This is a genomic window from Pseudoalteromonas sp. R86517, assembly GCF_042466295.1.
GTDB classification, from domain to species: Bacteria; Pseudomonadota; Gammaproteobacteria; order Enterobacterales; family Alteromonadaceae; genus Pseudoalteromonas; species Pseudoalteromonas atlantica.
The window spans coordinates 293,539-316,224 of record NZ_JAXHCB010000003.1 but is presented as its reverse complement, the minus strand read 5'-3'; the positions used below and the strand labels follow the sequence as shown (position 1 = coordinate 316,224).

General features: G+C 39.3%; 19 protein-coding genes. 15 read left to right on the top strand and 4 right to left on the bottom strand.

Going from position 1 to position 22,686, the window contains the following annotated elements; all coding sequences use genetic code 11:
- Positions 1-38 precede the first annotated feature (38 nt).
- The 3 genes from SJY38_RS18120 (at position 39) to SJY38_RS18110 (ending at position 4,518) form a co-directional block, all read left to right on the top strand.
- Positions 39-1,049, top strand: coding sequence for an ArsJ-associated glyceraldehyde-3-phosphate dehydrogenase (locus tag SJY38_RS18120; protein WP_096042729.1), 1,011 nt, complete (start codon positions 39-41; stop codon positions 1,047-1,049).
- Between the two features lie 31 nt (positions 1,050-1,080).
- On the top strand, positions 1,081-2,298 hold the full coding sequence (gene arsJ, locus SJY38_RS18115; protein WP_286741158.1) for an organoarsenical effux MFS transporter ArsJ: 1,218 nt from the start codon (positions 1,081-1,083) through the stop codon (positions 2,296-2,298).
- A gap of 99 nt (positions 2,299-2,397) precedes the next feature.
- Positions 2,398-4,518: a methyl-accepting chemotaxis protein gene (locus tag SJY38_RS18110; RefSeq protein WP_121638297.1), complete on the top strand. Its 2,121-nt coding sequence runs from the start codon at positions 2,398-2,400 to the stop codon at positions 4,516-4,518.
- A gap of 97 nt (positions 4,519-4,615) precedes the next feature.
- Here SJY38_RS18110 and SJY38_RS18105 read toward each other — a convergent pair whose 3' ends face one another.
- The gene (locus SJY38_RS18105; RefSeq protein WP_288421470.1) at positions 4,616-5,203 is read right to left on the bottom strand and encodes a TetR/AcrR family transcriptional regulator; all 588 of its coding nucleotides are present in this window, start codon (positions 5,201-5,203) and stop codon (positions 4,616-4,618) included.
- A gap of 132 nt (positions 5,204-5,335) precedes the next feature.
- Between SJY38_RS18105 and SJY38_RS18100 the strand changes: the two genes are divergently transcribed.
- Entirely contained in the window at positions 5,336-5,878 is a 543-nt protein-coding gene (locus SJY38_RS18100) for a carboxymuconolactone decarboxylase family protein (RefSeq protein ID WP_029773647.1), read from the top strand.
- Between the two features lie 63 nt (positions 5,879-5,941).
- Here SJY38_RS18100 and SJY38_RS18095 read toward each other — a convergent pair whose 3' ends face one another.
- Positions 5,942-6,472, bottom strand: a complete 531-nt coding sequence (locus tag SJY38_RS18095) for a hypothetical protein (RefSeq protein WP_055255511.1) — start codon at positions 6,470-6,472, stop codon at positions 5,942-5,944.
- A gap of 53 nt (positions 6,473-6,525) precedes the next feature.
- Here SJY38_RS18095 and SJY38_RS18090 point away from each other — a divergent pair, with 53 nt between their 5' ends.
- Entirely contained in the window at positions 6,526-6,909 is a 384-nt protein-coding gene (locus SJY38_RS18090; protein ID WP_286741153.1) for a DUF1294 domain-containing protein, read from the top strand.
- A gap of 38 nt (positions 6,910-6,947) precedes the next feature.
- Here SJY38_RS18090 and SJY38_RS18085 read toward each other — a convergent pair whose 3' ends face one another.
- Together SJY38_RS18085 and SJY38_RS18080 are read right to left on the bottom strand one after the other, a co-directional pair.
- Positions 6,948-7,304 carry a PEGA domain-containing protein gene (locus SJY38_RS18085; RefSeq protein ID WP_096042733.1) on the bottom strand — a complete coding sequence of 119 codons (357 nt, stop codon included), beginning with the start codon at positions 7,302-7,304 and terminating at the stop codon, positions 6,948-6,950.
- 171 nt (positions 7,305-7,475) lie between these two features.
- Positions 7,476-9,449: a serine/threonine-protein kinase gene (locus tag SJY38_RS18080; protein ID WP_096042734.1), complete on the bottom strand. Its 1,974-nt coding sequence runs from the start codon at positions 9,447-9,449 to the stop codon at positions 7,476-7,478.
- Positions 9,450-9,933: 484 nt separating this feature from the next.
- Between SJY38_RS18080 and tagH the strand changes: the two genes are divergently transcribed.
- The 10 genes from tagH (at position 9,934) to tssC (ending at position 22,658) form a co-directional block, all read left to right on the top strand.
- The gene (gene tagH / locus SJY38_RS18075; protein WP_377110478.1) at positions 9,934-11,208 is read left to right on the top strand and encodes a type VI secretion system-associated FHA domain protein TagH; all 1,275 of its coding nucleotides are present in this window, start codon (positions 9,934-9,936) and stop codon (positions 11,206-11,208) included.
- 15 nt (positions 11,209-11,223) lie between these two features.
- On the top strand, positions 11,224-11,688 hold the full coding sequence (gene tssJ, locus SJY38_RS18070; RefSeq protein ID WP_377110477.1) for a type VI secretion system lipoprotein TssJ: 465 nt from the start codon (positions 11,224-11,226) through the stop codon (positions 11,686-11,688).
- A gap of 14 nt (positions 11,689-11,702) precedes the next feature.
- Positions 11,703-13,031, top strand: coding sequence for a type VI secretion system baseplate subunit TssK (gene tssK / locus SJY38_RS18065; protein ID WP_377110475.1), 1,329 nt, complete (start codon positions 11,703-11,705; stop codon positions 13,029-13,031).
- 20 nt (positions 13,032-13,051) lie between these two features.
- Positions 13,052-14,332, top strand: coding sequence for a type VI secretion system protein TssL, long form (gene tssL, locus SJY38_RS18060; protein WP_286741140.1), 1,281 nt, complete (start codon positions 13,052-13,054; stop codon positions 14,330-14,332).
- Positions 14,333-14,342: 10 nt separating this feature from the next.
- Positions 14,343-17,852: a type VI secretion system membrane subunit TssM gene (tssM, locus tag SJY38_RS18055; protein ID WP_286741137.1), complete on the top strand. Its 3,510-nt coding sequence runs from the start codon at positions 14,343-14,345 to the stop codon at positions 17,850-17,852.
- Positions 17,834-18,562, top strand: coding sequence for a type VI secretion system-associated protein TagF (tagF, locus tag SJY38_RS18050; protein WP_024032881.1), 729 nt, complete (start codon positions 17,834-17,836; stop codon positions 18,560-18,562). Before tssM ends, tagF begins: the two co-directional genes overlap by 19 nt.
- The gene (locus SJY38_RS18045; RefSeq protein WP_286741134.1) at positions 18,555-19,352 is read left to right on the top strand and encodes a PP2C family serine/threonine-protein phosphatase; all 798 of its coding nucleotides are present in this window, start codon (positions 18,555-18,557) and stop codon (positions 19,350-19,352) included. Before tagF ends, SJY38_RS18045 begins: the two co-directional genes overlap by 8 nt.
- 186 nt (positions 19,353-19,538) lie before the next feature.
- The gene (gene tssA / locus SJY38_RS18040; RefSeq protein ID WP_377110474.1) at positions 19,539-20,651 is read left to right on the top strand and encodes a type VI secretion system protein TssA; all 1,113 of its coding nucleotides are present in this window, start codon (positions 19,539-19,541) and stop codon (positions 20,649-20,651) included.
- Positions 20,652-20,667: 16 nt separating this feature from the next.
- Positions 20,668-21,171, top strand: a complete 504-nt coding sequence (gene tssB, locus SJY38_RS18035) for a type VI secretion system contractile sheath small subunit (protein WP_024032878.1) — start codon at positions 20,668-20,670, stop codon at positions 21,169-21,171.
- Complete coding sequence (tssC, locus tag SJY38_RS18030) at positions 21,168-22,658, top strand: type VI secretion system contractile sheath large subunit (protein ID WP_024032877.1); 1,491 nt, start codon at positions 21,168-21,170, stop codon at positions 22,656-22,658. Before tssB ends, tssC begins: the two co-directional genes overlap by 4 nt.
- The last annotated feature ends 28 nt before the right edge of the window (positions 22,659-22,686 follow it).

The following is a 22,686-nucleotide window of genomic DNA, read 5'->3' as shown; positions in this document are numbered from 1 at the left end:
TTAAGCAAATTGATATAACTTTACTAAAGGTATTTATTATGACAATTAAAGTAGGTATTAACGGCTTTGGCCGTATGGGACGTTTAACACTGCGCGCAGCACTAGAGTGGCCAGAAGTAGAATTTATTAAAGTAAATGATGTTGCAGGCGATGCTAAAACACATGCCCATTTATTAGAGTTTGACTCAGTGCACGGGCGTTTAGCCCAAAATGTTACAGCAAACGAAAATAGCTTTAGTGTGGGCAAACACACTATTGCCGTTACCAATAACAAAACCATTAGCGATACCGATTGGTCTGATTGCGATGTAGTGATAGAAGCCAGCGGTAAAATGAAAACCACTGAGCTGTTAAATCAATATTTAGCACAAGGTGTTAAGCGCGTTGTGGTAACCGCTCCGGTAAAAGAAGACGGCATTTTAAATGTGGTTATGGGCGTTAACGATAATTTATATAACCCAGATGAGCACAAAATTGTGACTGCGGCTTCGTGTACGACTAACTGTTTAGCGCCTATTGTAAAAGTACTGCAAGAAAAAGTAGGCATTAAGCACGGCTCAATGACCACTATTCACGATATTACCAATACCCAAACTATTATTGATGCGCCACATAAAGACTTACGTCGTGCTCGTTCGTGCGGGACAAGTTTAATACCTACCACAACTGGTAGTGCAACAGCTATTACGCATATATTCCCTGAGCTAAAAGGTAAGTTAAATGGCCATGCTGTGCGCGTACCTTTAACTAACGCATCGATTACTGACTGTGTATTTGAGCTTGAGCGTGGTGTAACTGCCGCTGAGGTGAATGAATGGTTTGCTCAAGCGTCTAAAAACGAGCTTGCTGGTGTATTAGGCTACGAAGAAAAACCGCTGGTATCGATTGATTACAAAACCGATCCACGCAGTAGCATTATTGATGCGCTTTCTACCATGGTTATTAATAATACCCAGCTTAAATTATACGCTTGGTACGATAACGAATGGGGCTACGCTAATCGTACTGCCGAGCTTATGCTTAAAGTTGCTAAAAGTGACTTGGTTTAACCATTAATTAAAGGTTTTAAGGGCGTTAACCATGTTTGAGCAACTCGCTAATTTACCTACAGCAATAAAACAGTATTTAATAGTTACCGGTAATTACTGGGCATTTACCTTAACCGATGGCGCACTACGTATGCTGGTGGTGCTGCATTTTCATCAGTTAGGGTATGGTGCGCTGGCCATTGCCATGCTGTTTTTGTTTTACGAAATTTTTGGTGTGATCACCAATTTAGTGGGCGGTTGGCTAGGGGCTCATTTAGGCCTTAATAAAACCATGAACTTTGGCTTGGCGCTGCAAATAATGGCGCTTGCCATGTTATGTGCGCCAAGTGAATGGCTTACAGTGGCTTATGTTATGGCGGCGCAAGCGCTTAGCGGCATAGCAAAAGATTTAAATAAAATGAGCGCCAAAAGCGCCATTAAACACTTAGTGCCCGAGGGAGAAAGCGGCCAAGGCCAGCTCTATAAATGGGTGGCTATTTTAACGGGCTCAAAAAATGCGTTAAAAGGGGTCGGCTTCTTTTTAGGTGGTTTACTCCTTACGGTACTGGGTTTTGTAGGTGCTTTAAAAGCCCTAATTATACTACTTACTATTGCGTGGATTATTAGCGTTGTATTTTTAAAAGGCGACATGGGCAAGGCTAAAAATAAGCCTAAGTTTAAAGAGCTACTTTCTAAATCCCGTGCAATAAATTTATTAAGTGCAGCACGATTATGCTTGTTTGCCGCGCGTGATGTATGGTTTGTAGTGGCTTTACCTATTTATTTAGCCCAGCAGTTTAACTGGAACTTTTGGTGGGTAAGTGGCTTTATGGCACTTTGGGTAATTGGCTACGGTGGTGTGCAATCACAAGCGCCGCGTATTACCGGCACCAGTAACTCAAACGTTGATACCGTTAAACATGCCTATTTATGGGTGTTGCTGCTAAGTGGTGTAACAGCACTATTAGCACTTTTTATGCAACTTGATGTGGCCGTGCATGCCACGCTGATTATAGGTTTGCTTATTTTTGGCGGTGTATTTGCCGTTAATTCATCTGTGCATAGTTACCTAATTGTCAGCTTTGCTAAAAGCGATGGTGTATCGCTTGATGTTGGCTTTTATTATATGGCCAATGCCATGGGGCGTTTACTGGGCACGGTGCTTTCGGGGTGGGTGTTTCAGGTTTATGGCTTTGTAGCGTGTTTGTGGGTGAGCGTTGCTTTACTCATAGGTGCCACGATAACCACTGCTATTTTGGCCAAGCGTTAGGCCTAATTGTTCAAAAAACTTAAATTATTTTATGTTATTGATGGCTTGATGCAGTTTGTATATTAAACTGTAGGGGTGTTTTAACAAAAGGTAATTTAAGTGCGAGAACTCACGTTAGCAAAAAAGTTATTATGGATAACTGTAGGGAGTACATTTTTAACAGTATTAGTACTTTCTGGGGTTTTATGGTGGCAAATGTCATCAAACAGCGAGGCGCTCGCTAAAGAGTCTGAAGATTATATCGTGGCCGAAGTTGAGCAAAAGCTTAACGCAAACGCGGCTGCTTACGGCGAAAAAATTGCCGGATTTATCAACGAAGCTTACCGAATTCCAAACTCATTAGCTGCATTACTTGGTGATGCGGCTAATACTCAAACATTAAACCGCGACACGGTAGTGAGCATTAACCGCTCTATACTTGAAAAAAATCGGTTTTTATCGTCAATTTATTCGCAGTTTGAAGCCAATGCCTTTGATGGGCAAGACGCGCAATTTAAGCAAGGATATAAACACTCAGTTAATGGCGATGGCACGTTAGAAGTATATATAACGCGTGACCAAAACGGCATTATTGAGCAGCAAAAAGTAGCTAACGCTGCCGATAAATACCTGACCTCGTTAAACGAATTTGGTATTCGTGAAGCGCATTGGTATTTATGCGCAAAAGATACACTTAAGCCCTGTATTATGGAACCTTACCTTTACGAAATACCTTCTGGCGATTCGGTTATGCTTACCTCTTTAACCGTACCTATTACTAAATCGGGCCGCTTTATTGGTTTAGCAGGCGTTGATTTAACGCTCCCTACGTTTCAGGGCTTAACCGAAAAACTTTCGAGCGAACTTTATAACGGCCAAGCAAAAGTAACACTTTTAAGTGATATAGGTTTAATTGTAGGCAGCAGTCACTACAAATCAAAATTAGGCCGCCCATTTAAAGAAGCGGTTAGTAGTAACACTTACAGTGAGCTGGTTAAATTTAAAGGGCAACATGGCCTTTTTAAAACACCTAGCGAGTATTTAGTTAACTACCCAATTAATATTAAGCTGGCTAACACTCAGTGGAGCCTACTTATTGAAGTGCCAAGTAATTTAGCGCTAGAGGGGCCTAATGCCTTAGCTAAAAACATGAGTGACTCGGCCAATCAGCTCGGTGTTGTTATTTTAATAACCGGTGCTGTTATTGCTTTAATTGCTTTTATTATTATGAAAGTAGTAGTAGGCACTGTGGTTGCACCCCTTGAGCAAATTCAACAACGTGTAGATAACCTTGCCAGCTCAGAAGGTGACTTAACTCATACGCTCCATGTAGATACCCACGCAGAGCTGATTGCGCTTGCGGGTGGTTTTAATGCCTTTTTAGCTAAGCTACGTGGCTTAATTGCAGAGCTTAAAGATGTATCGTCGCAAACAAAACAGCAAGGCGAAATAGCACAGCATATTGCTATTGATACAAAACATAATGTGCAATCGCAGTTTCAAGAAATTGAAAGTGTAGTGACCGCTATGAACGAAATGAGCGCCACCGCACTTGAAGTTGCCAGAGCCTCTGAGCAATCTGCTCAACAAGCGGATGAAATAAATGGTTTAGTGGTTAGCAGTGAGTCGAGCTTGTCATCGGCTATGAGCCAAGTGAAAACCATGTCTGAAGAAATAAAAGAAGCCAACCAAGCGGTTGAAAAAGTGGCTTCGCGTAGTAAAGATATTACGCAAATTTTAGATGTGATAAGAACCATTTCAGAGCAAACCAACTTACTTGCACTTAATGCCGCCATTGAGGCAGCACGCGCTGGCGAGCACGGCAGAGGCTTTGCCGTAGTTGCCGATGAAGTACGTGCACTGGCGTCTAAAACACGCTCATCTACCGATGATATTAGCCAACTTATAGATAGCTTATTGTTAGAAGTAGGTAATGCATCAACCGTAATTGAAAAAGGCGTAGTACGCGCGCAAAGCGCAGTAGACGAAACTTCGGTGGCGTTTGACGCGCTGCACAGTGTGGTAGTAAAAGTAGATGAAATTACTAATCAAATTACCCACATTGCCACCGCCGCCGAAGAGCAAAGCTTAGTAACTGAAGAGATAAATCGTAACCTTACGCTTATTTCTGATGCTGCATCGCAACTGGCTGATTTATCGACTCAGGCGGGCGATAGTAGCGAAGCGCTTAATGCACTGGTAGCGCAGCAAGATAGCGAGCTTAATAAACTTAAAACGTAAGTAAAGCTCAACCCTAGCAAATATAAAAAGCGGCTAATTCACACGAATTAGCCGCTTTTTTTAGTTGAGACTTTTTAGAAGTTAGTAATGCGAAACGTTATAGTTTTTTGATCAAGGAAAACATTTGGTTGATCATCGGCTGCGCTAATTGCTCAACCCCTGGGCGGTTAAAATAGCCACGCAGCCCAGTAAATTGCACCTGAAAAAACTGCGCGTATTCAAGCGCGGTAAGGTTGCTGCTTAGCTCATTATTTTTAATGGCTTGAGCAAACAAGGTGGTTAAGTAGGCTTCAAACTTTGCTGATAGATCTAGGCTTAGCTCGTATAACGAGGCGTCTTTTTCTGCAAATTCGCTGTTTGCTTTTACCAACATACAAATAGCACTTGGGCTACAGTCTTTGGTTTTAATAATTACGTTTTCTACAAACGCACGCAAACCACCTAAAACAGAGTCAGAACTTGCTAAAAACCCATCAATTTGGCTTTTCATTTGTACTGTGTAGTCTTTTAAAGACTCGCTGTATAGGCCTTCTTTAGAGCCAAACGCCGCATATATACTGCCTGGGCGCATGTTAATGGCTTCTTGTAAATCGCGGGTTGAGGTGGCGTTAAACCCCTTTTCCCAAAACAATTGGCTTGCAACGCGAATTACATTATCGCGCTCAAATTTAACTTTGTTTGCCATTTTAATCTCAACTATTTTGAACGTATGCTCAATTTTAACTTGAACGGTCGCTCAAAATCAAATAGTATGTGTCTCGAAGTTACTTAACCTGACACTAGGTTACTCAAACACATTAATTTATTGGAGCAGAACATGGCAGAATTTACGTTATATACTCAAGACAACGCACCAGAAGAATCAAAATCGCTTATGGCTGATTCAGTAGCAGCATTTGGCATGTTGCCTAACCTTCACGCCGTAATGGCCGAAGCGCCTACGCTACTTAAAGGTTACCAAGTACTGCACGAGTTATTTCAAAACACCTCGTTTAACGCAGAAGAGCTAACTGTGGTATGGCAAACAATTAATGTTGAGCACGAGTGCCATTACTGTGTACCAGCACACAGCGCAATTGCCGCTTCAATGAATGTAGACCAAGATATTGTTGATGCCCTAGTAAACAAAACACCACTTGCAGATGCAAAACTTGAAACACTACGTGAAACCACACTTGCAATGACACGCGATCGCGGCGTAATTAGCGATCAGCAAATTGAAAAGTTTTTTGCAGCAGGTTACGGTAAACAGCAACTACTAGAAATTGTTGTAGGCTTATCGCAAAAAGTAATGAGCAACTACACTAACCACCTTGCTGATACACCAGTTGACGAACCATTTAAAAAGTTTGCTAAATAATAGCGGTTTTATAAATAACAAAGGCAGCTTAGGCTGCCTTTTTGTGTTTTAAGCGAATGGCCATTATTTAAATTTAACGGCTTTAGTGCTGCGTGTATAAGTACGCTGCTCGGGCTTAGTCCACTCACCCTTTTTTAAATAAGAAGTTGAAACTACAAACGTATCGTTTTTTAGTTCGCTGATCGAGCGCACTTTAGTAATACCTTCTTTACTGCCTGTTACCTCTTCATACGCTACAAATTGGGTAGGACTGAGCACTTTCATGGTGCCTTTTGTGTAAAAACCTGCGGTAGTAAAATAGTAAAACACCAATGACTCTTTTTTACTGTCGTAAAAAATCATTGATTCCCCTCCATACTCACCTTCATTAATAGAGTGCTTGGTATGTATAGCTTTACCATTTAATGCGCGCTCCCAGTGGCCAACATCTTGTACAGGTTTTGCACCTTTAGGTACGTCAAAATCGGCCTGCCATGTACCTAAATAAGGTTTAAATACAGCGAGTTCTTTATCAAGGTTACTTGGGGTATCAGCGGCGTAGCTATTAAAGGCGTATAAGCATAATACTAAAAATAGGGCTTTAAAGTATGTCATAATTTGGCTCTTATTATTTTGGTTTAACTCTTTTTAGTATAGGCGATCATGAATTGATAAAGAAAACATTAATCACCTTCTCACTGCTTTTTTTGGTCGCAGTATGGCAAGCTCATTGGCTTTATAATATGAGCATTTATATACCAAGCTACTTTACAGGTTTAAGCTTTTTTACTTTTATAATGTACGCATGGGATAAACGACAAGCTAAACTATCAGCGCATAAAAAAGTAAACCGCACACCCGAGCGCACGCTTCAGTTACTGTCGTTACTAGGCGGTTGGCCCGGCGCACTCATTGCACAGCAATGGCTTAGGCATAAATCGCAAAAACGTCGTTTTATAGTGGTGTTATGGCTGTGTATTGTTGGGAATGTGAGTGTAATAGGGGCTATTACATTTTTTGCAGTAAACATGAGAGTTATGCCTTTAAATTAATGTGTATTTAAAGGCATAAATACAATTTTACACGGTGTTTAGTTTGCAGCTTCAGTTTTGGCTACTTCATCTAACTCTACTGTAAGTATGGTTTTTTTATCAACCACAACCCACTTACGATAAGTTTGGTAACCTGGTTTGCTTACCTCAACATCGTATTCACCTTCTTTTAGTTCGATCGCGTCTTGGTATACCGGTTTGATATTCATAATACGTACGCGAGCGTCATTAGGGTTAGTAATTACGGTAAGTGAGATTGGAGCAACCACTTCGGCTACTTCAGCCTGAACATCGGCAACATTGTCTTCAACTTTTTGTTCAGTTTCATTCATATTTGAAGTGTTTGCACAGCCACTTAAGATGAGTAATGCTGCAAGTGCGGTTATTTTTTTCATTGGTACTCCATAAATCATTATAGTAATTAAAATTGCGAAATATCATGGAGGAGTACAAGCGTTAGCTTAACTCGTCGTCCTTGACTTTCGTCGGTAAAACTAAGTGTTCATCAACTTTTAAAGTGTATTGTAAAAGCAAAGCCACAATCGCTTTGCTTTACTGTTTATAAGTTACAATAAAACATTATCAAGTGATTGAGTAATGGCTTCACTTCGCTCTACTAGTTGTTCAGCAGTACGATACATTTTTCTCTTCATTAAGGTATTCGCCATTGTAATGTATCGTTTAGATAACTCTTGCTTTAAAGAAACCAAAAGCGAAAAGTCTGATGGTAAATCCACTGACTCCACGTTAATCTGCTCTTCAAATTCTAATAGTTCTTTGTATTGTTCAATGCCTTCCAGCTTTTCTGTGTAGCGATTAAAGCGTGGCTGATAAAATACAACAGCATCTGCAGTTGGAAATTGTGCTTGCTGGCCTTTATTTACTTTTTCCTGATACAAGGTGAGAGCATCGATTGCCGACTCTCTTTTGAGCAGCTCAGCAAATTGCAGCTCTTCTTTTTGCGTATTAGTAAAGATGGCTTTCCCTACGTTTAATAACGCTTTTTGTGCAATAACGTCGTCTTCTTGTATAGCTTTGTCGAGCGCTAGCTTGTAGTTATCAAAGTGAATTTGTGAAGGCTGATAGACGTACGTGTCATCGACCTGTTTTAAATCGATAATTAACTGAGGAATACTATTGTTATCAACTTCGTTATAACGAGATTGCTCTAAAAGTAAATTAATTCGCGATGTAATATCAAAAATAATAGATTGTCTTTCTCTTAAAATGCTTTCCAGTTGCACAGAAAGCTTTTCTGAATCTGGGTAGTATTCAAGTGCCTGAGTGTATACATCTATTGTTTCATCGAAGTTTTTAAACTTATCACCACTATTATTTAGCTGATTAGCCATACCATCAAAGCTTTGCAAAACACTCTCTTGATTTACACGCAATAAGCCTTGCTTTAAAACTTCGTATTGCGGCGGTATTTCAGAAAGCTTATCGAGTATGCTTGGGCCATTCCACGACATCCACGTTTTTACTTGCTGATTTATCGCCTGAGCATTGTCTAATTTTGCTTCGAGCTGTTTTACATTGTTATCGTTAGATAAGTAATATTGCCCTGCTAATACTGTAGCAATCACTAAGCTTGCTACTAGTGCGATAGCTGGTTTGTAATTATGGTTTAATTTAGCAGTAATGGGGTCGAGTGAACTTAATCTATCAGAAGCGTTTAATGCAATTGCTTTATTTAAGCTACCCCACAACCATAATGGGCAGTTACTAGGGCGTTTGGCCGTGGCATCTTTTGCTAGCTTATCGGCTGCTACGCGGTTAAATGGATGTTTGCTGCTTAATAGTTCAAGGGCTATACATGCGTAAGAAAATACATCATCTTTAACTGATGCTTCTGCACCTTTAAGTTGCTCCGGGCTTGCATAGGTGGGGGTGTAACCACCTACAACTGCGGCATTTTGTTGGTTTTGAACAGCATAGGCATCTTCAATGGTTTTATGTTTCGCAATACCAAAATCAAGTACTTTTAAGTTGCCGTTAGAATCAAAAATAATATTCGATGGCTTTAAATCATTGTGGATAACACCGCGTGCATGCGCGTAAATCAGTGCATCAGCTAACTGCTCTAAAATCACTTTGGCTTTTTTAAACACCATGCCAGTGGGTTTATTTCTTTTTATTATTTGCTCAAGTGTTTCGCCTTCAACAAGCTCCATTGTTACATAGTGAAGATCGCCATCTGAACCTGCTGAATAGACTTTAACTATATTAGGGTGAGCTAACTGTTGTGTTTTAGTGGTTTCATCTTTTAGGAGAGTGATGGCCTCTTCTGAGTGTGAAAACTCTTCGAGTAACACCTTTATCGCCACAAACACTTCAGGGCGGCTTGGGCTTTCTAAAAATAAATCCCTTGCGCGATAGATATAACACATACCGCCTTGGCCAATTAATTCTTCAACCAAGTAACGAGCAGATATTTTTTTGCCAATTAGATTGAGCTTATTTTTAGCTTGGGGTTTTTTGAGATTTGAATCAAGCGACGCTATCTGAGTTTTATCGTTAGAATTATTGATACCGCTCATTATAAATCCTTTTATTGTGTATATATAAATAATTGCAAAGGTGAATTTTTATCGTTTTTATCAATTCTCCCTTTGATAACGGCAGTATTTTTACAAAAAAAGATTACTTTAGCAATCTTTCTAGCGTAGAAGTTTCATACAAAATTAATTATGTCGCCTGTTTTAACTCACTTAAAATTTGTTTTTATTTTTAAACTTAAAAAATAACGTGCTTAAAAGGGCTGTAAAAGGCGTAAAAGGTACATTCATCGGTAATTTTTCACTTTATTTTGTTTGGGATTAAGTTTGTTGCAGTGTGCTGAAAAAGGAACATTCAAACGGTAATTTAATTATTGGATTTCATGTTTTTAGGTTTATTAAATTTATCATTGTCTTCAAAATTAAATATATGTGTATATTTTTATATATTAATTTCAATGTTGACAATAGTTTCGCTTCTACTTTATCCTAATAAAAATGTAGATTTATGGGACTAACTTATCAAATGGAACTGATACTAAATATAACTAGTTATCATAGACTCTCGCCTGAAATTGAAGCTTCTAAAACAACTAAACACTCTCTTATTTTTGGCCGCTCGGAAGCGTGCGATTGGCACTTGCCTGATCCTGAAAAAATAATTTCTAGCCGACACGGCCGTATTGAAAAAGAAGGCGATTCGTTTTACTTATACGATACCTCTACTAACGGAACGTTTGTTAATTTTGGCGTGTCTGCGCTTGGTCAAGGTAATAAACACCGTTTAGCGCACAGTGATGTGATTACTGTGGGGGACTTTCAAATTGAAGTCGAGTTAGCTGATTCTCAATCTACGACAGCATACACTGAAGCACGCCCAAGTACGGATGACTTTGCACCAAGAAATAGTGCCCCGGCACCTGAAATAGATAATTTTTCTTCAAGTAACTTATTTTTAAATGAATCTATTTTAGATGAGTCAATGCCTGCTGTTTCAATGAAAGAAGAAAACATGGCACAGCCTGATAATCAAATTCCTGAAAATTGGGATGAATTATCACATTTAATGAACCCTGATGTGTCAGTCTCACCGCAAAACCATTTTGATGATGTTGCAGTGGCAGAACAACCCGTTAAAGTTGAGCCACAAAAAACACCAGAACCCGTTAAGCAGCCAGTAAAACAAGCGCAATCACACGCTAGTACCGCAAGCGCTAATTCCGCTTTATCTGAGGCGTTTTTAAAAGGTTTAGGTGTTAAAACTGAGCTTCAAAATGCCCTCAATACACCAGAGTTGTGGTTTGAAATGGGGCAAAGTTTAAATTTATTATTAAACGAGCTGATGGAGTCATTAAGACAACGAGCATTGGTAAAAAATCAATTACGTTTGAATCAAACCATGTTTCAAACAAAGCAAAATAACCCTATAAAATTTTCTGCTGATATTGATGATGTTATTCAGAATTTATTCATAAGAAATAGTGCAAGCTTCCTGTCGTCTCGTGAATCGATTAAAGAAAGTTTTACTGATACACGAAGACATGAACATGCTTTATTAGCAGGAGCTGATGGTGTACTTAAAGGGATTTTAGAGCAGGTTTCTCCCCAGCAGATCACCCAGCAAGTAAATGAAAACTCTAATGTATTAAAGATTATTCCAGGCCAGTCAGAAGCAAAATGTTGGAAGATATACCAAAGCCTTCATGAAGAGCTAGCGCATGATGTTAATGCTAAAGGCGCTATGGCGTTATCTGACGATTTTTTAAAGGCTTACAATGATAAAACTCAAGAAACGTTTTAGGAAGGAAAGTAAATAATGTCTAAACTTAAGCTCTTTTTTATGAGCATTAGCCTACTCTTTTTGACGGTTGGGTGTACCACCGTAAATAAAATAGTGCCGCCTTCAACTGATTTAATTATTAATGTTGCTAAAGATGTAAATCCAGACACATCAGAGAGACCGTCGCCAGTTGTTATGAAAATATTTGAACTTAGTTCACGAACTATTTTTGATACGCAGGACTTTTTTAGCTTATACGAAACGCCTGAAAAGCTACTGGGTCCAGATTTACTTAAAAAAGATGAGTTAGAGCTACAACCAAACTCAGTACAAAAATACAAAATGAGCCTTAACAGAAATACCCGTTATGTGGGTGTTGTTGTGGCCTATAGAGATATCGACCAAGCAAGGTGGAGAGCTGTTATTGAGGTTGACCCAACAGGCTATGACGATATAGATGTAAATGTTGAAGCAATTGCTACATACATGAGAGAGCGATAAAAAGGATTTGTAAAATGGGTGATAACACTCGTGTTGCGTGGACTGAAGGGATGTTCTTAAGGCCGCAACATTTTCAACAATCAGATAAGCATTTTTCTAACTTAATAAATCAATTATGCAAAGGGAATTTATCTGATCCGTGGGGCATACTTGATATAAGTATAGACACACAATTATTGAGCTCAGGGCAGTTTGCTCTTGAGTCTTTAAGTGCTATCACGCCTGATTTACTCCCAATTGAAATGCCGCAATCAACCCCTTTACCTGAGCCATTAGTGGTTAATAAAGACGTGTATGATGAGGTGGTATACCTTGCCATCCCTGCATTGAAAAGCAGTGGTATTAATATTTCAGCGCTGGATGAAAATATCGTCACGCGCTATAAGCTAAATGATCTAACAGTTAGTGATGACTCTTTGGGAGCTCAATCTCAAGAGGTAATTCAAGTTGCTAAAATCTATAGCAAACTTGTGCTTTCATCAGATGATCACGCTGGTTATATTTTGCTACCTGTGGCGCGCATTATTGAAGTAAGCAGCGAAGGCAGCATTAAGCTTGACACTAAATACATACCTGCCTCTTTAAAAGTAGGTCAATGCAAGCCGTTACTTGGTTTAGTAAGAGAAATAGGCTCTATGATAAAACAGCGCGCAGAGAGTATTTCTGTGCGTTTATGTCAAGGTTATGCAGGGAGCACCTCTGTTGCTGACTTTATCATGCTGCAAACCCTTAATAAGTACGATGCTGTTTTTGACAATCTACTTAGCGTGAATAACCTCCACCCAAATGTATTTTATACCCGTCTTATTGAGCTTGCTGGCGAGCTATCTACTTTTAGTACTGCGAATAAAAGAGTACCAAAGCTGCCTAAGTACGATCATGAAAATTTGGGCAAAGTATTTTCTGAAGTAGTTAATTTCTTATATCAATCTTTAAGTCATGTTATTGAACAAACTGCGACAGAAATTAAATTAGAGCAAAGCAAGTTTGGTATTTCGTTTGGCGCACTAAAAGATAAATCTGTACTTAACTCGGCACAATTTGTTTTAGCAATCAAAGCAAGTGTACCGCACGAAGAGCTGCGCAAAATACTGCCCTCACAAATTAAGATCGGTAGTGTAGAAACCATACGTGACTTAGTTAATAACCAAATTCCTGGTATTACCATTAGTAACTTACCAATGGCACCGCGCCAAATCCCATACCATGCAGGTTTTCATTACTTTGAGTTAAACAAGCAGGGTGAACATTGGGAAAAACTTCGTTCAAGTGGTGGTATCGCTATCCACTTATCGGGCAATTACCCAGAGCTACAAATAAGCCTTTGGGCAATTAGAACCTAACTTTTAAAGGAAGAGTTTCAATGGACGAAACCATTATAAAACCTCGCCCTGGTAGACTAGGGCGTGACACTTCAAACACTCCTAATGTAGATAACGATGCTGATAAAACAGTGATGTCTGTTGAGCCTGTTGCCAGCAGTGTTGCTAATACGTCTAAAGTTTCAATTTTTAAAAATCCACTTTTAGAAGCGGCAACAGATTGCTTTTCAATTGTAATTTCGATTAGCCAAGCTAAAGAGATGACAAATATTGCTGCTTTAAAGCATCGCTGTGTTGAGGCTGTAAAGCGCTTTGAAGTTGAAGTGCGTAACCAGGGGCTTTCTAAAGATGTCATTACCAACTCGCGTTATTGCTTGTGCGCGATTTTAGATGAATCAGTTTTAAATTCTAAATGGAGCTCAATGGAGTGGGCTGATGAGAGTTTACTATCGACGTTTCATAAAGAAACGTTTGGCGGTGAATACTTTTACACCCTGCTTGATAATGCACTTGCTCAACCTGAACAACACAAACAATTTATTGAGCTGCAGTACCATTGCTTAAACTTAGGCTTTAAAGGTAAATACAGGCTAGACAACGGTGGCGATACTAAAATAGAAGAATATCGCTCTCAAATGTATCACCTTTTAAATCAATTAGATGGCCCATTGAATAATAAACTTTCACCTAATTGGAAGCAGCGTGTTGCCGCTGGCGTAGAGCTTAGAAATCAAGTTCCGCTTTGGGTGATTTTTTCAGTGCTGGGCTTAGTGCTGTTAATGGTTTACTTATTTATCAATATGAAATTAAACGACGGCGTTACTTCACTTAACGATAAGCTGGCTGTTATTCATCCTATAGCGCAAAACGAAAGTGTAGATAAAAAAGATAAGCAACTATTAGTACTTGAGCAGTTACTGCAAACAGAAATTCAGATGGGGATTGTGACAGTAAAGAAAAACCTAGACCGCATAAGAATTTCAATAAACAGCGAAAGTCTATTTAATCAAGGCGATGCTAAATTATTACCGTCAATTCAACCCATTTTAGAAAAGCTAGCACTTAGTTTAGAAGGAACAAAAGGGCGTATTTTAATTACTGGGCATACCGACGATACGCCTATTCGGACTGATAAATACCCATCAAATTGGCACCTTTCTTTAGCCCGTGCAACGCAAGTTGCTAATTCTATGGCTAAAACTACAAACCTAAGTGGCCGTTTATGGCCTGAAGGTAAAGGTGCTGCAGAGCCTATCGCCAGCAATTCAGATTCAGCTTCTCGGTCACTAAACCGACGAATTGAAATCGATTTATTATTTTAATGAGGCTGACATGAGTTTTTCACACAAAATAAAAAAAATTACTTACGTACTTACTTCTAAAACAGCCATGTTAATTATCGGCTTTTTGGCGTTATCTTTACTAATTTGGTTTGGCGGTCCGCTTATTGCGATTGCTGACTTTATCCCTTTAGAGAGTGTAGCAGCACGGCTGTTAACTATTTTGTTTGTTATTTTAGTGTTTGCTATCACCAAAATTTATAGCTTAACGCAACAAAGCAAACGCGATGAGAAAATGGCCGATGAACTAATTGAAAGCGATGAGTCGAACAGTAACGAGGTGAATGAAGAGATCACCACGTTAAAAAATCGCATGAATGAAGCCATCAACTTACTCAAAGATGTAAAGCTATTTAAAGGTAAAAATATATATCAATTACCTTGGTATATTATGATTGGCCCGCCTGGTGCCGGTAAAACAACGGTTATTAATAATTCAGGATTAGACTATCCGTTAAAAGATAAGTTAGGTGTGGATTTAGTCCACGGTGTAGGTGGTACACGAAACTGTGATTGGTGGTTCACTAATAAAGCTGTACTTATCGATACCGCAGGGCGATACACTACACAAAGTAGCCACGCAAAACATGACTCACGCGCATGGGAGGGCTTTTTAGGGCTTTTACGCAAGTACCGCCCTCTACGCCCCATTAACGGTGTAATGATCAGCATGGGTATTTCTGAGCTCATGAGTCAAACTAAAACAGAGCGTAACCTACATGCCCGCGCAATTAAACAGCGCTTACAAGAGTTACAAAATCAGTTGGGTATGACTTTTCCAGTGTACGTTATTCTTTCTAAAGTTGATTTAATTGAAGGTTTTAGAGAGTTTTTTGGCGAGCTTACAGAAGAGGAATGCGAGCAAGTTTGGGGTGTTACTTTTGAGTTAGACCTAGATAAAGACACTCAAGTTGAAGCGTTTAACAAAGAGTTTCACGCATTAATTTCAAAACTGACAGAAATGCTTAATCGTAGGCTGATTAACGAGCGTAATGAAGAAATACGAGCCAAAATTTTCGAATTTCCGAGACAACTTCGTGTGCTACAAGGTGTGGGCGATGCATTTTTAAAAGAAATTTTTACCCCTAACGCTTATGAAGAACTCCCTATGTTTAGGGGCGTATATTTGACCAGTGCAACTCAAGAAGGGAAGCCAGCTAGCTTTCTAAATGACGTGAACTCAGCAGATTCTAGTTATATAAATCAATCGAAAAGCTTCTTTATCAAAAACGTTTTAGAAGGTGTAATTTTCCCTGAGCAAAACCTAGCTAGCACTAACAAACATCACGATAAGCAAAACAAATGGCTCAGAGTAGGTAGTATTTCTTTAGCCAGTATTGCGGTAATTGGTTTTTCTATTTCGTGGTACTTTAGCTTTGCATGGAATAATAATTTAATGGCTGCTACAGATGAAGCCATTGAAACTTATCAGGAGTTAGATGCCGCCTCGTTTGATAGAAGCAACTTATTAGTATTAAACGACAGACTCAATGCGCTAAGAAACTTACCAGCTAACAACCCTGCGTTAGTTGATGACGATGAATCTCAGTCAATAGGTTTTAATAAGCTTAATGAAATTAAACAGTCATCTACACAAGCCTATAACAGGTCTCTACAAACGTATTTAGAACCCTATATCGCAAATACGTTAATTAAAGAAATGGAAGCCTACCCAGAGCACCTTAGCTATTTATACGAGACGCTAAAGTGCTATTTAATGCTATTCCAACCTGAATACTTTGAAAGTGAAGATATTTCGGCTTGGTTTAATGCATACCTAGAAAGAAATCTACCGGGTGATAAAAATGCGCTAACTCGCGGCCAGTTAATGAACCACATTGCTGCCTTACTAGAGCTTGGCGTTAGTCAAACCAAAATAGATAATCAAGCAGTGCGTATAGCTAGAGCTGAATTAACTAAGTTACCAATAGCCGAAAGAGCATACCAACGCCTACAAGCTGATTTCCTTGATAGCAGCATTCCGCCGTTTAGATTAACAGACATTATTAGTTTTGAAAGTGCGCAAAAATTCACATTCAGAAACAATGGCGAGCTGACTCGAAGTATCCCTGGTTTATATACCTTTAACGGTTTTCACGGCATTTTTAATGTTGAAAAAAGTAAAATGCTTGGAAATTTGATGGCAAGCAGCTGGGTATATGGCGAGGAAGCATCGGGCACTTATGATATTTCTAAAGAAGAAATTGAAAAGAAATTAGAGCAGCGTTATTTCCAAGATTATGTCTTCTTTTGGCAATCATTTATCGACGATTTAAGCCTTAATCAGTACAGCTCACCTGCTGAGGGTGTGAATATTACTGATGTACTTGCTGGCTCAGAAGCACCGATTAAAAACATTATTATGGCTGTGCAAAAAAATGTGCAACTAACCAAATTGCCGGTGTCAGAGAATCAAAAAGCAGCGGGTAAAGTTGCCGCTAATGCCGCTGAAATTGCAATGCAAACTAAAGCTAACAGAATTAAGCGTTTTTTACCTGACGAAGCCCCTAAGTTTGACATTAAACTGCCAGGTTATCAGGTTGAAGAAGCGTTTGAAGATGTTATAAATATTGATGCTCAGCAATTAGATAACATTCAGAAAAACCTCAGAGAGCTTAATGTATATCTAACTAAGCTTGATAGAGGTGATCAGTTAAAGTCATCAATAAAAGATCAAATCAGTGGAAAAAGTAAACCAAGTTTCATTCGCCAACTTGAGTTCCAAAGCCGTGATCTACCTTACCCATTTAATAGCTGGTTATTAGATATAAGCAGAGATACCAGTAATATCACTAAAAATAGCGCTAACAGACACTTAAATGAGATTTGGAAAAGCCAAGTTTTACGTGAGTACAACGCAGCTATTGTGGGCCGATACCCTTTCTCTCCTTATGCACAAAAAGAAGTGAATATGAAAGACTTTACACGCTTCTTTGGACCAGATGGCACTATTGATAGCTTCTTCACTAACTATGTAGCGCCAAGTGTGGATATGAGTTCGAGTCCGTGGAAGTTTGAAAAAGACATTGGCATAAGCGCTGATACACTAGCCATGTTTGAACTAGCCCATCAAATTCAAACGGTATTCTTCGATGGTGGAAGTGCAACACCTAGAATTGAGTTTGGATTAAGAACCGTTGAATTAGATCAAACTGTCTCTAAATTTAGAGTGGAAATAGATGGCCAGTCCATGTCATATCGTCATGGCCCAATCAAAATTACTAACTTTGTATGGCCAGGTTCATCAGGGCAAAGTACCACAAGAATTGAGTTTACGCCGCCAAGTGGTGGCCGCCCAATTAATACGACTTACCAAGGTGAATGGTCGCTTTATCGCATGCTAGATGAGCTAAGCGCTAAAAGAGCTAAAACACGTGAGGATTTAGAGTTACATTTTTCTCTCATGGGTAACAACGCAAAAGTTGAGCTATTGCCAAAATCAATTAGGCATCCATTTTGGAATAAAAGTGTAGAGAAGTTTTCATGTCCGACCCGATTATAAATATAGGCTACCTCGGCAAAGTCCCTAGCTTGGGGGACTTTGTTCAAGACAGCGTTTCGAAAGAATTTTCAGAGCACTGGGAGCAATGGCTGCAAGCAGCTATTGCTGTAAGCAAGGAACAGTTAGGCGACAATTGGCAAGATAACTACCTAACAGGTCCTGTATGGCATTTTGCTTTATCGCCAAATATTGTTGGCGATAAAGGCGTAATGGGAACCCTATTACCGAGTATGGATGCTGTAGGGCGCCATTACCCATTTACAGTGGCCAGTACATTAGAAGTTGCGCCGATAGAAGTATTAAACTCGGGCGTTTTCTCCTTAGAGTACGAAGACACTGTACTTAAAGTGCTCGATAGCTCTGTTGACCTTTTTACGTGGAGAAAAGACGTTGCTAAATCGATAAGCACCCTTATAGCGCCTAAAAAGCAGCTTAGTATTTCTCCCTCTAGCGACAAAAATAAAGAAGGTGAAGCATTTGAGTTCTCAGGTGATGAGCTATCAAGTGATGTTTTAAAAGACGCCCTACATGCACTTTTATATAAAAAGCATGGTGATTATAGTGTTTGGTGGACACACGGTTCATGCAATATAAAGCCTATGATGCTTGTTACTTCAGGACTACCGCCTGTTAACCAAGTTGCTGCTATGTTAGATGGCCGATGGAAACATTGGGAATGGAATTACACACAGGTAAAAAATAGTGATTAGCAATTTAAGTACAAGTTACGCAATAACTCATCGCGGTGCAGTTAGGCAATTAAATGAAGACTCTCATGTTGAAATTAATAGCCATAACTTATGGGTAGTAGCTGATGGAATGGGTGGACATGAAGCGGGTGAAGTTGCAAGCCAACTAGTCGTAGATGTTATTAGAGCAAAAGTTGAAGAAAAGACACTAGCTACGCTTAGCGTTTCTCATATTGTTTCAGCTATTGAAGATGCAAATCGCCAATTAAATGATTACAGCGCTCAGTACTTAGGAAGTAAAACGGCGGGCAGCACAGTAACCGCCTTATTTATAAAAGATAATCAATATTACGTTTTGTGGGTAGGTGACAGCCGGGCATACGTGCTGCGAAATGGCCAATTACAGCAAGTATCGCGGGATCATAGCCAAGTAAATGACCTTATCGATGAGGGCGTAATTTCAGTCGAGGAAGCAAAAACGCACCCTCTTTCGAATGTGATTACGCGTGCAGTGGGCGTTACAGACGAAGTTAAAGTAGATGTAGTACAAGGTGAAGTAAATACTAATGATATTTTCTTACTTTGTTCAGATGGCTTAACAGGCGAATTGTCTGATGAAGAAATATGTTTGTCATTAGAACCTAATAGTATTATTGATTCAGGTATGGCGCTAATGCATTCTTCTTTAGTAAGAGGTGCACGCGATAATGTTACCTGTATTATAATTAAATATGGCCATGAAAATTTTAGTAGCAAATCGGAAACATACAAAATTCAAGATGAAGCTACAATTCCACTTTTTACTAAATAATTATTTATTACTAATTATATAATTTTAAGTGTTAATTTATTTATATTGAAAGTTTATTGTTTATATATTTGCAATTATTTTGGTTTAAACACAATTGTAACTAGGCTTGTATTTTAATATAAAGAATGTAATATGAAATCCGCTCCGCTTTATTGGAGTTTTATGGATAATTATTAGGACGACGGAATGTTTGTATTTGAAGAGTATATTTCCCCTATTTCTGAAACTGAGATCGCAGGTTTAGACCCTCGCTCGGATGTTTCTCCTACGTCGACTTATTACGCCTTAAAAGATTTAAGAAACCAACTTCGTGCCGCTGAAAGAAACGCGTTAGTAGACGAAGAAGGTATTTCATCACTTGCTCGCGACTGGTTACCTTTATTAGAGCAATGCAGTAGCGCAATTAAATCACAAAGCAAAGACATTGAGTATTTAGCATGGTTTATTGAAGCTTTATGCCGAATTCACGGTTTTAAAGGGCTTGCCTTTGGCTTTAAAGTGGCTAGCCACTTATTAGATAATTATTTCGACGCGCTATACCCTACCCTCGATGCAGACGATGAAATTTCAGACAAAGTATCGGCTCTTGGCGGATTAAATGGCTCCGCAGGTGAGGGGACTCTTATTATCCCCATCAAAAGCATACTGTTAACTGACAGTGTTAGCTTAGACCCTTTTACATTTTGGGAATATCAGCAAGGTTATGATATTTCAAGGTTAAATGATGAGAAAAGAGAGAAAAAACTAGCACAAGGCGCGGTCGATTTTGAATTAATCGAAAAAAGCGCTGCAGAGACAAGCACTGAATTTTTTGTCAACTTAAAGCAAGATATAGAAGAGGCAATTACTGAGTTTGCCCAGCTTAGCGATGTGATGGATAAAGTGACTGGGCAGCCGCAACCTACCTCAAATATTAAACAAGCGCTTGAAGTAAGTTTGGCAGCCGTTAACCACATTGCAGCGGATAAACTTGTTGCAGCTGAACAGGCTCTCATCTCTGAGCAAACGCAAGAGCAACTCACTCAAAACGATGAAGAGCAAGATGCTGTTGAAGCGCCTAAAAAGGCCATTAACCAAGCAATTGATTCTCGTGAGAATGCGATAAATAAGCTTAAAGAAATAGCGGCGTTTTTTAGAAAAACCGAACCGCATTCTCCAATGTCATACACGATAGAACAAGTGATTCGATGGAGCGAATTATCGCTGCCTGAATTATTAAATGAATTAATAACAGATAGTGATGCTAGGACCGGGTACTTTAAGTTGTCTGGCATTAGAATCAGCGAAACTGAAACATAAGTAAAAGGAGTTCTCTATGAGTATCCATGATAAATTAAAACGAGTACGTAAGCCTCGCGTTCACATCACTTATGATGTTGAAACTGAAGGGACTGCGGTAAAAAAAGAATTACCATTTGTTGTTGGTGTAATGGGTGATTTTTCAGGTGATAACACTGAAGCATTAAAACCATTAAAAGACAGACGCTTTATTCAAATTGACCGCGAAAACTTTAACGATGTTTTAAAACGCATGAGCCCTTCATTAAAACTTGTTGTAGAAAATACACTGAGCGATGATGACTCTGAGTTTGAAGTTAACCTTAGCTTTAAATCAATCGATGACTTTGAGCCTGCAGCAGTTGTTAATCAGGTAGAACCATTACGTAAGCTAATGGAAACACGTAATAAATTACGCGATTTAATGACTAAGATTGACCGTTCAGAAGAGCTTGAAAATGTTTTAGAAGAAGTATTAAGCAATACTTCAAGCCTTGATTCTATTGCTAAGGAACTTAAGCTAGAGGAGACTGAAAAATGAGTGCAGAGCAACTAAGTACTGAATTAGAGTCAACAGCTGAGGCAAGCTCATCGTTATTAGAGCAAGCAATTGGCGCCACTAAGCAAACTGATGCAAGTCGTGCAGAAGAACTACTTAAAACATTAACTGAAGAGGCATTAAAAGGCACAGTTCAATGGAATAAAAACATGACTGTGACGTTTAATGAAGCAATTCAATTAATCGATCAGAAAATCTCAAAGCAGCTTAGTGTTGTTATGCACAGCGAAGAGTTTCAAAAGTTAGAAGGTTCTTGGCGTGGTTTGCACCACCTTGTAATGAATTCTGAAACCAGCTCAACGCTTAAAATTCGTGTTTTAAACATGAAGAAAAAAGAACTACATAAAGATTTAAGCAAAGCAGTTGAGTTTGACCAAAGCCAAACATTTAAAAAGATTTACGAGTCTGAATTTGGTACTCCTGGTGGCGAACCTTATGGCACAATTGTGGGTGACTTTGAATTTACTAACCACCCAGAAGATGTGGAAACGTTAAGCCTAATGTCGAATGTGGCAGCAGCTGGTTTCTGTCCATTTATTGCCGCTTCTTCACCGTCTTTATTCGGGTTTGATAACTGGGAAGAGTTGACTAAACCTCGTGATTTAGAAAAAGTGTTTGAATCATTAGAGTACACAAAATGGCGCTCGTTCAGAGACAGCGATGATTCACGTTTTGTATCGCTAACTATGCCTCGCTTCTTATCACGTTTACCTTACGGTGCAGCTTCTAAACCTGTCGAAGAGTTTAACTATGAAGAGTTTGAAGTTGAACCAAAAGCAGGCCGTTCAGTAAGCACTGATAATAGCGACTACTGCTGGAGTAATGCAGCTTACGCAATGGCCACTAATATGACCAAAGCGTTTTCGCAATACGGTTTTTGTACTGCGATACGTGGTGCTGAAGGTGGCGGTAAAGTTGAAGGCCTACCAACGCATATTTTCACAAGTGATGATGGCGATCCGGATCTTAAATGCCCAACAGAAATTGGCATAACAGACCGTCGTGAAGCTGAGCTAAGTAAACTTGGTTTCTTACCTCTGTGTCATTACAAAAATACCGATTACGCTGTTTTCTTTGGTGGCCAAAGCTGTCAAAAACCACAAATATATTCAACGCCTGATGCAACAGCTAATGCTGCAATTTCAGCTCGCTTACCTTACTTAATGGCGACGTCTCGTTTTGCACATTACTTAAAAGTGATGGCGCGCGATAAAATTGGTAGCTTTATGGAAGCGGAAGATGTTGAGTCATGGTTAAACCGCTGGATTCTATCGTATGTAAATGCGACCGAGGGTGGTGGCCAAGATATCAGAGCACGTTACCCATTAGCCGATGCAAAAGTATCAGTTAAAGAAATACCAGGTCAGCCAGGCGCTTATAACGCAGTGGCATGGTTACGACCTTGGCTACAAATGGAAGAGCTTACCTCTTCATTACGTCTTGTAGCTAAAATTCCAGAGATTGGTTAATTAACTAGTCTTTAGCGTTAAGGATAAT

Bases quoted from the DNA above. Each gene is read 5' to 3' on its own strand.
- SJY38_RS18120 (WP_096042729.1), top strand. From the start codon at position 39: ATGACAATTAAAGTAGGTATTAACGGCTTTGGCCGTATGGGACGTTTA.
- arsJ (WP_286741158.1), top strand. From the start codon at position 1,081: ATGTTTGAGCAACTCGCTAATTTACCTACAGCAATAAAACAGTATTTA.
- SJY38_RS18105 (WP_288421470.1), bottom strand. From the start codon at position 5,203: ATGGCAAACAAAGTTAAATTTGAGCGCGATAATGTAATTCGCGTTGCA.
- SJY38_RS18100 (WP_029773647.1), top strand. From the start codon at position 5,336: ATGGCAGAATTTACGTTATATACTCAAGACAACGCACCAGAAGAATCA.
- SJY38_RS18095 (WP_055255511.1), bottom strand. From the start codon at position 6,472: ATGACATACTTTAAAGCCCTATTTTTAGTATTATGCTTATACGCCTTT.
- SJY38_RS18085 (WP_096042733.1), bottom strand. From the start codon at position 7,304: ATGAAAAAAATAACCGCACTTGCAGCATTACTCATCTTAAGTGGCTGT.
- SJY38_RS18080 (WP_096042734.1), bottom strand. From the start codon at position 9,449: ATGAGCGGTATCAATAATTCTAACGATAAAACTCAGATAGCGTCGCTT.
- tagH (WP_377110478.1), top strand. From the start codon at position 9,934: ATGGAACTGATACTAAATATAACTAGTTATCATAGACTCTCGCCTGAA.
- tssJ (WP_377110477.1), top strand. From the start codon at position 11,224: ATGTCTAAACTTAAGCTCTTTTTTATGAGCATTAGCCTACTCTTTTTG.
- tssK (WP_377110475.1), top strand. From the start codon at position 11,703: ATGGGTGATAACACTCGTGTTGCGTGGACTGAAGGGATGTTCTTAAGG.
- tssL (WP_286741140.1), top strand. From the start codon at position 13,052: ATGGACGAAACCATTATAAAACCTCGCCCTGGTAGACTAGGGCGTGAC.
- tssM (WP_286741137.1), top strand. From the start codon at position 14,343: ATGAGTTTTTCACACAAAATAAAAAAAATTACTTACGTACTTACTTCT.
- tagF (WP_024032881.1), top strand. From the start codon at position 17,834: ATGTCCGACCCGATTATAAATATAGGCTACCTCGGCAAAGTCCCTAGC.
- tssA (WP_377110474.1), top strand. From the start codon at position 19,539: ATGTTTGTATTTGAAGAGTATATTTCCCCTATTTCTGAAACTGAGATC.
- tssB (WP_024032878.1), top strand. From the start codon at position 20,668: ATGAGTATCCATGATAAATTAAAACGAGTACGTAAGCCTCGCGTTCAC.
- tssC (WP_024032877.1), top strand. From the start codon at position 21,168: ATGAGTGCAGAGCAACTAAGTACTGAATTAGAGTCAACAGCTGAGGCA.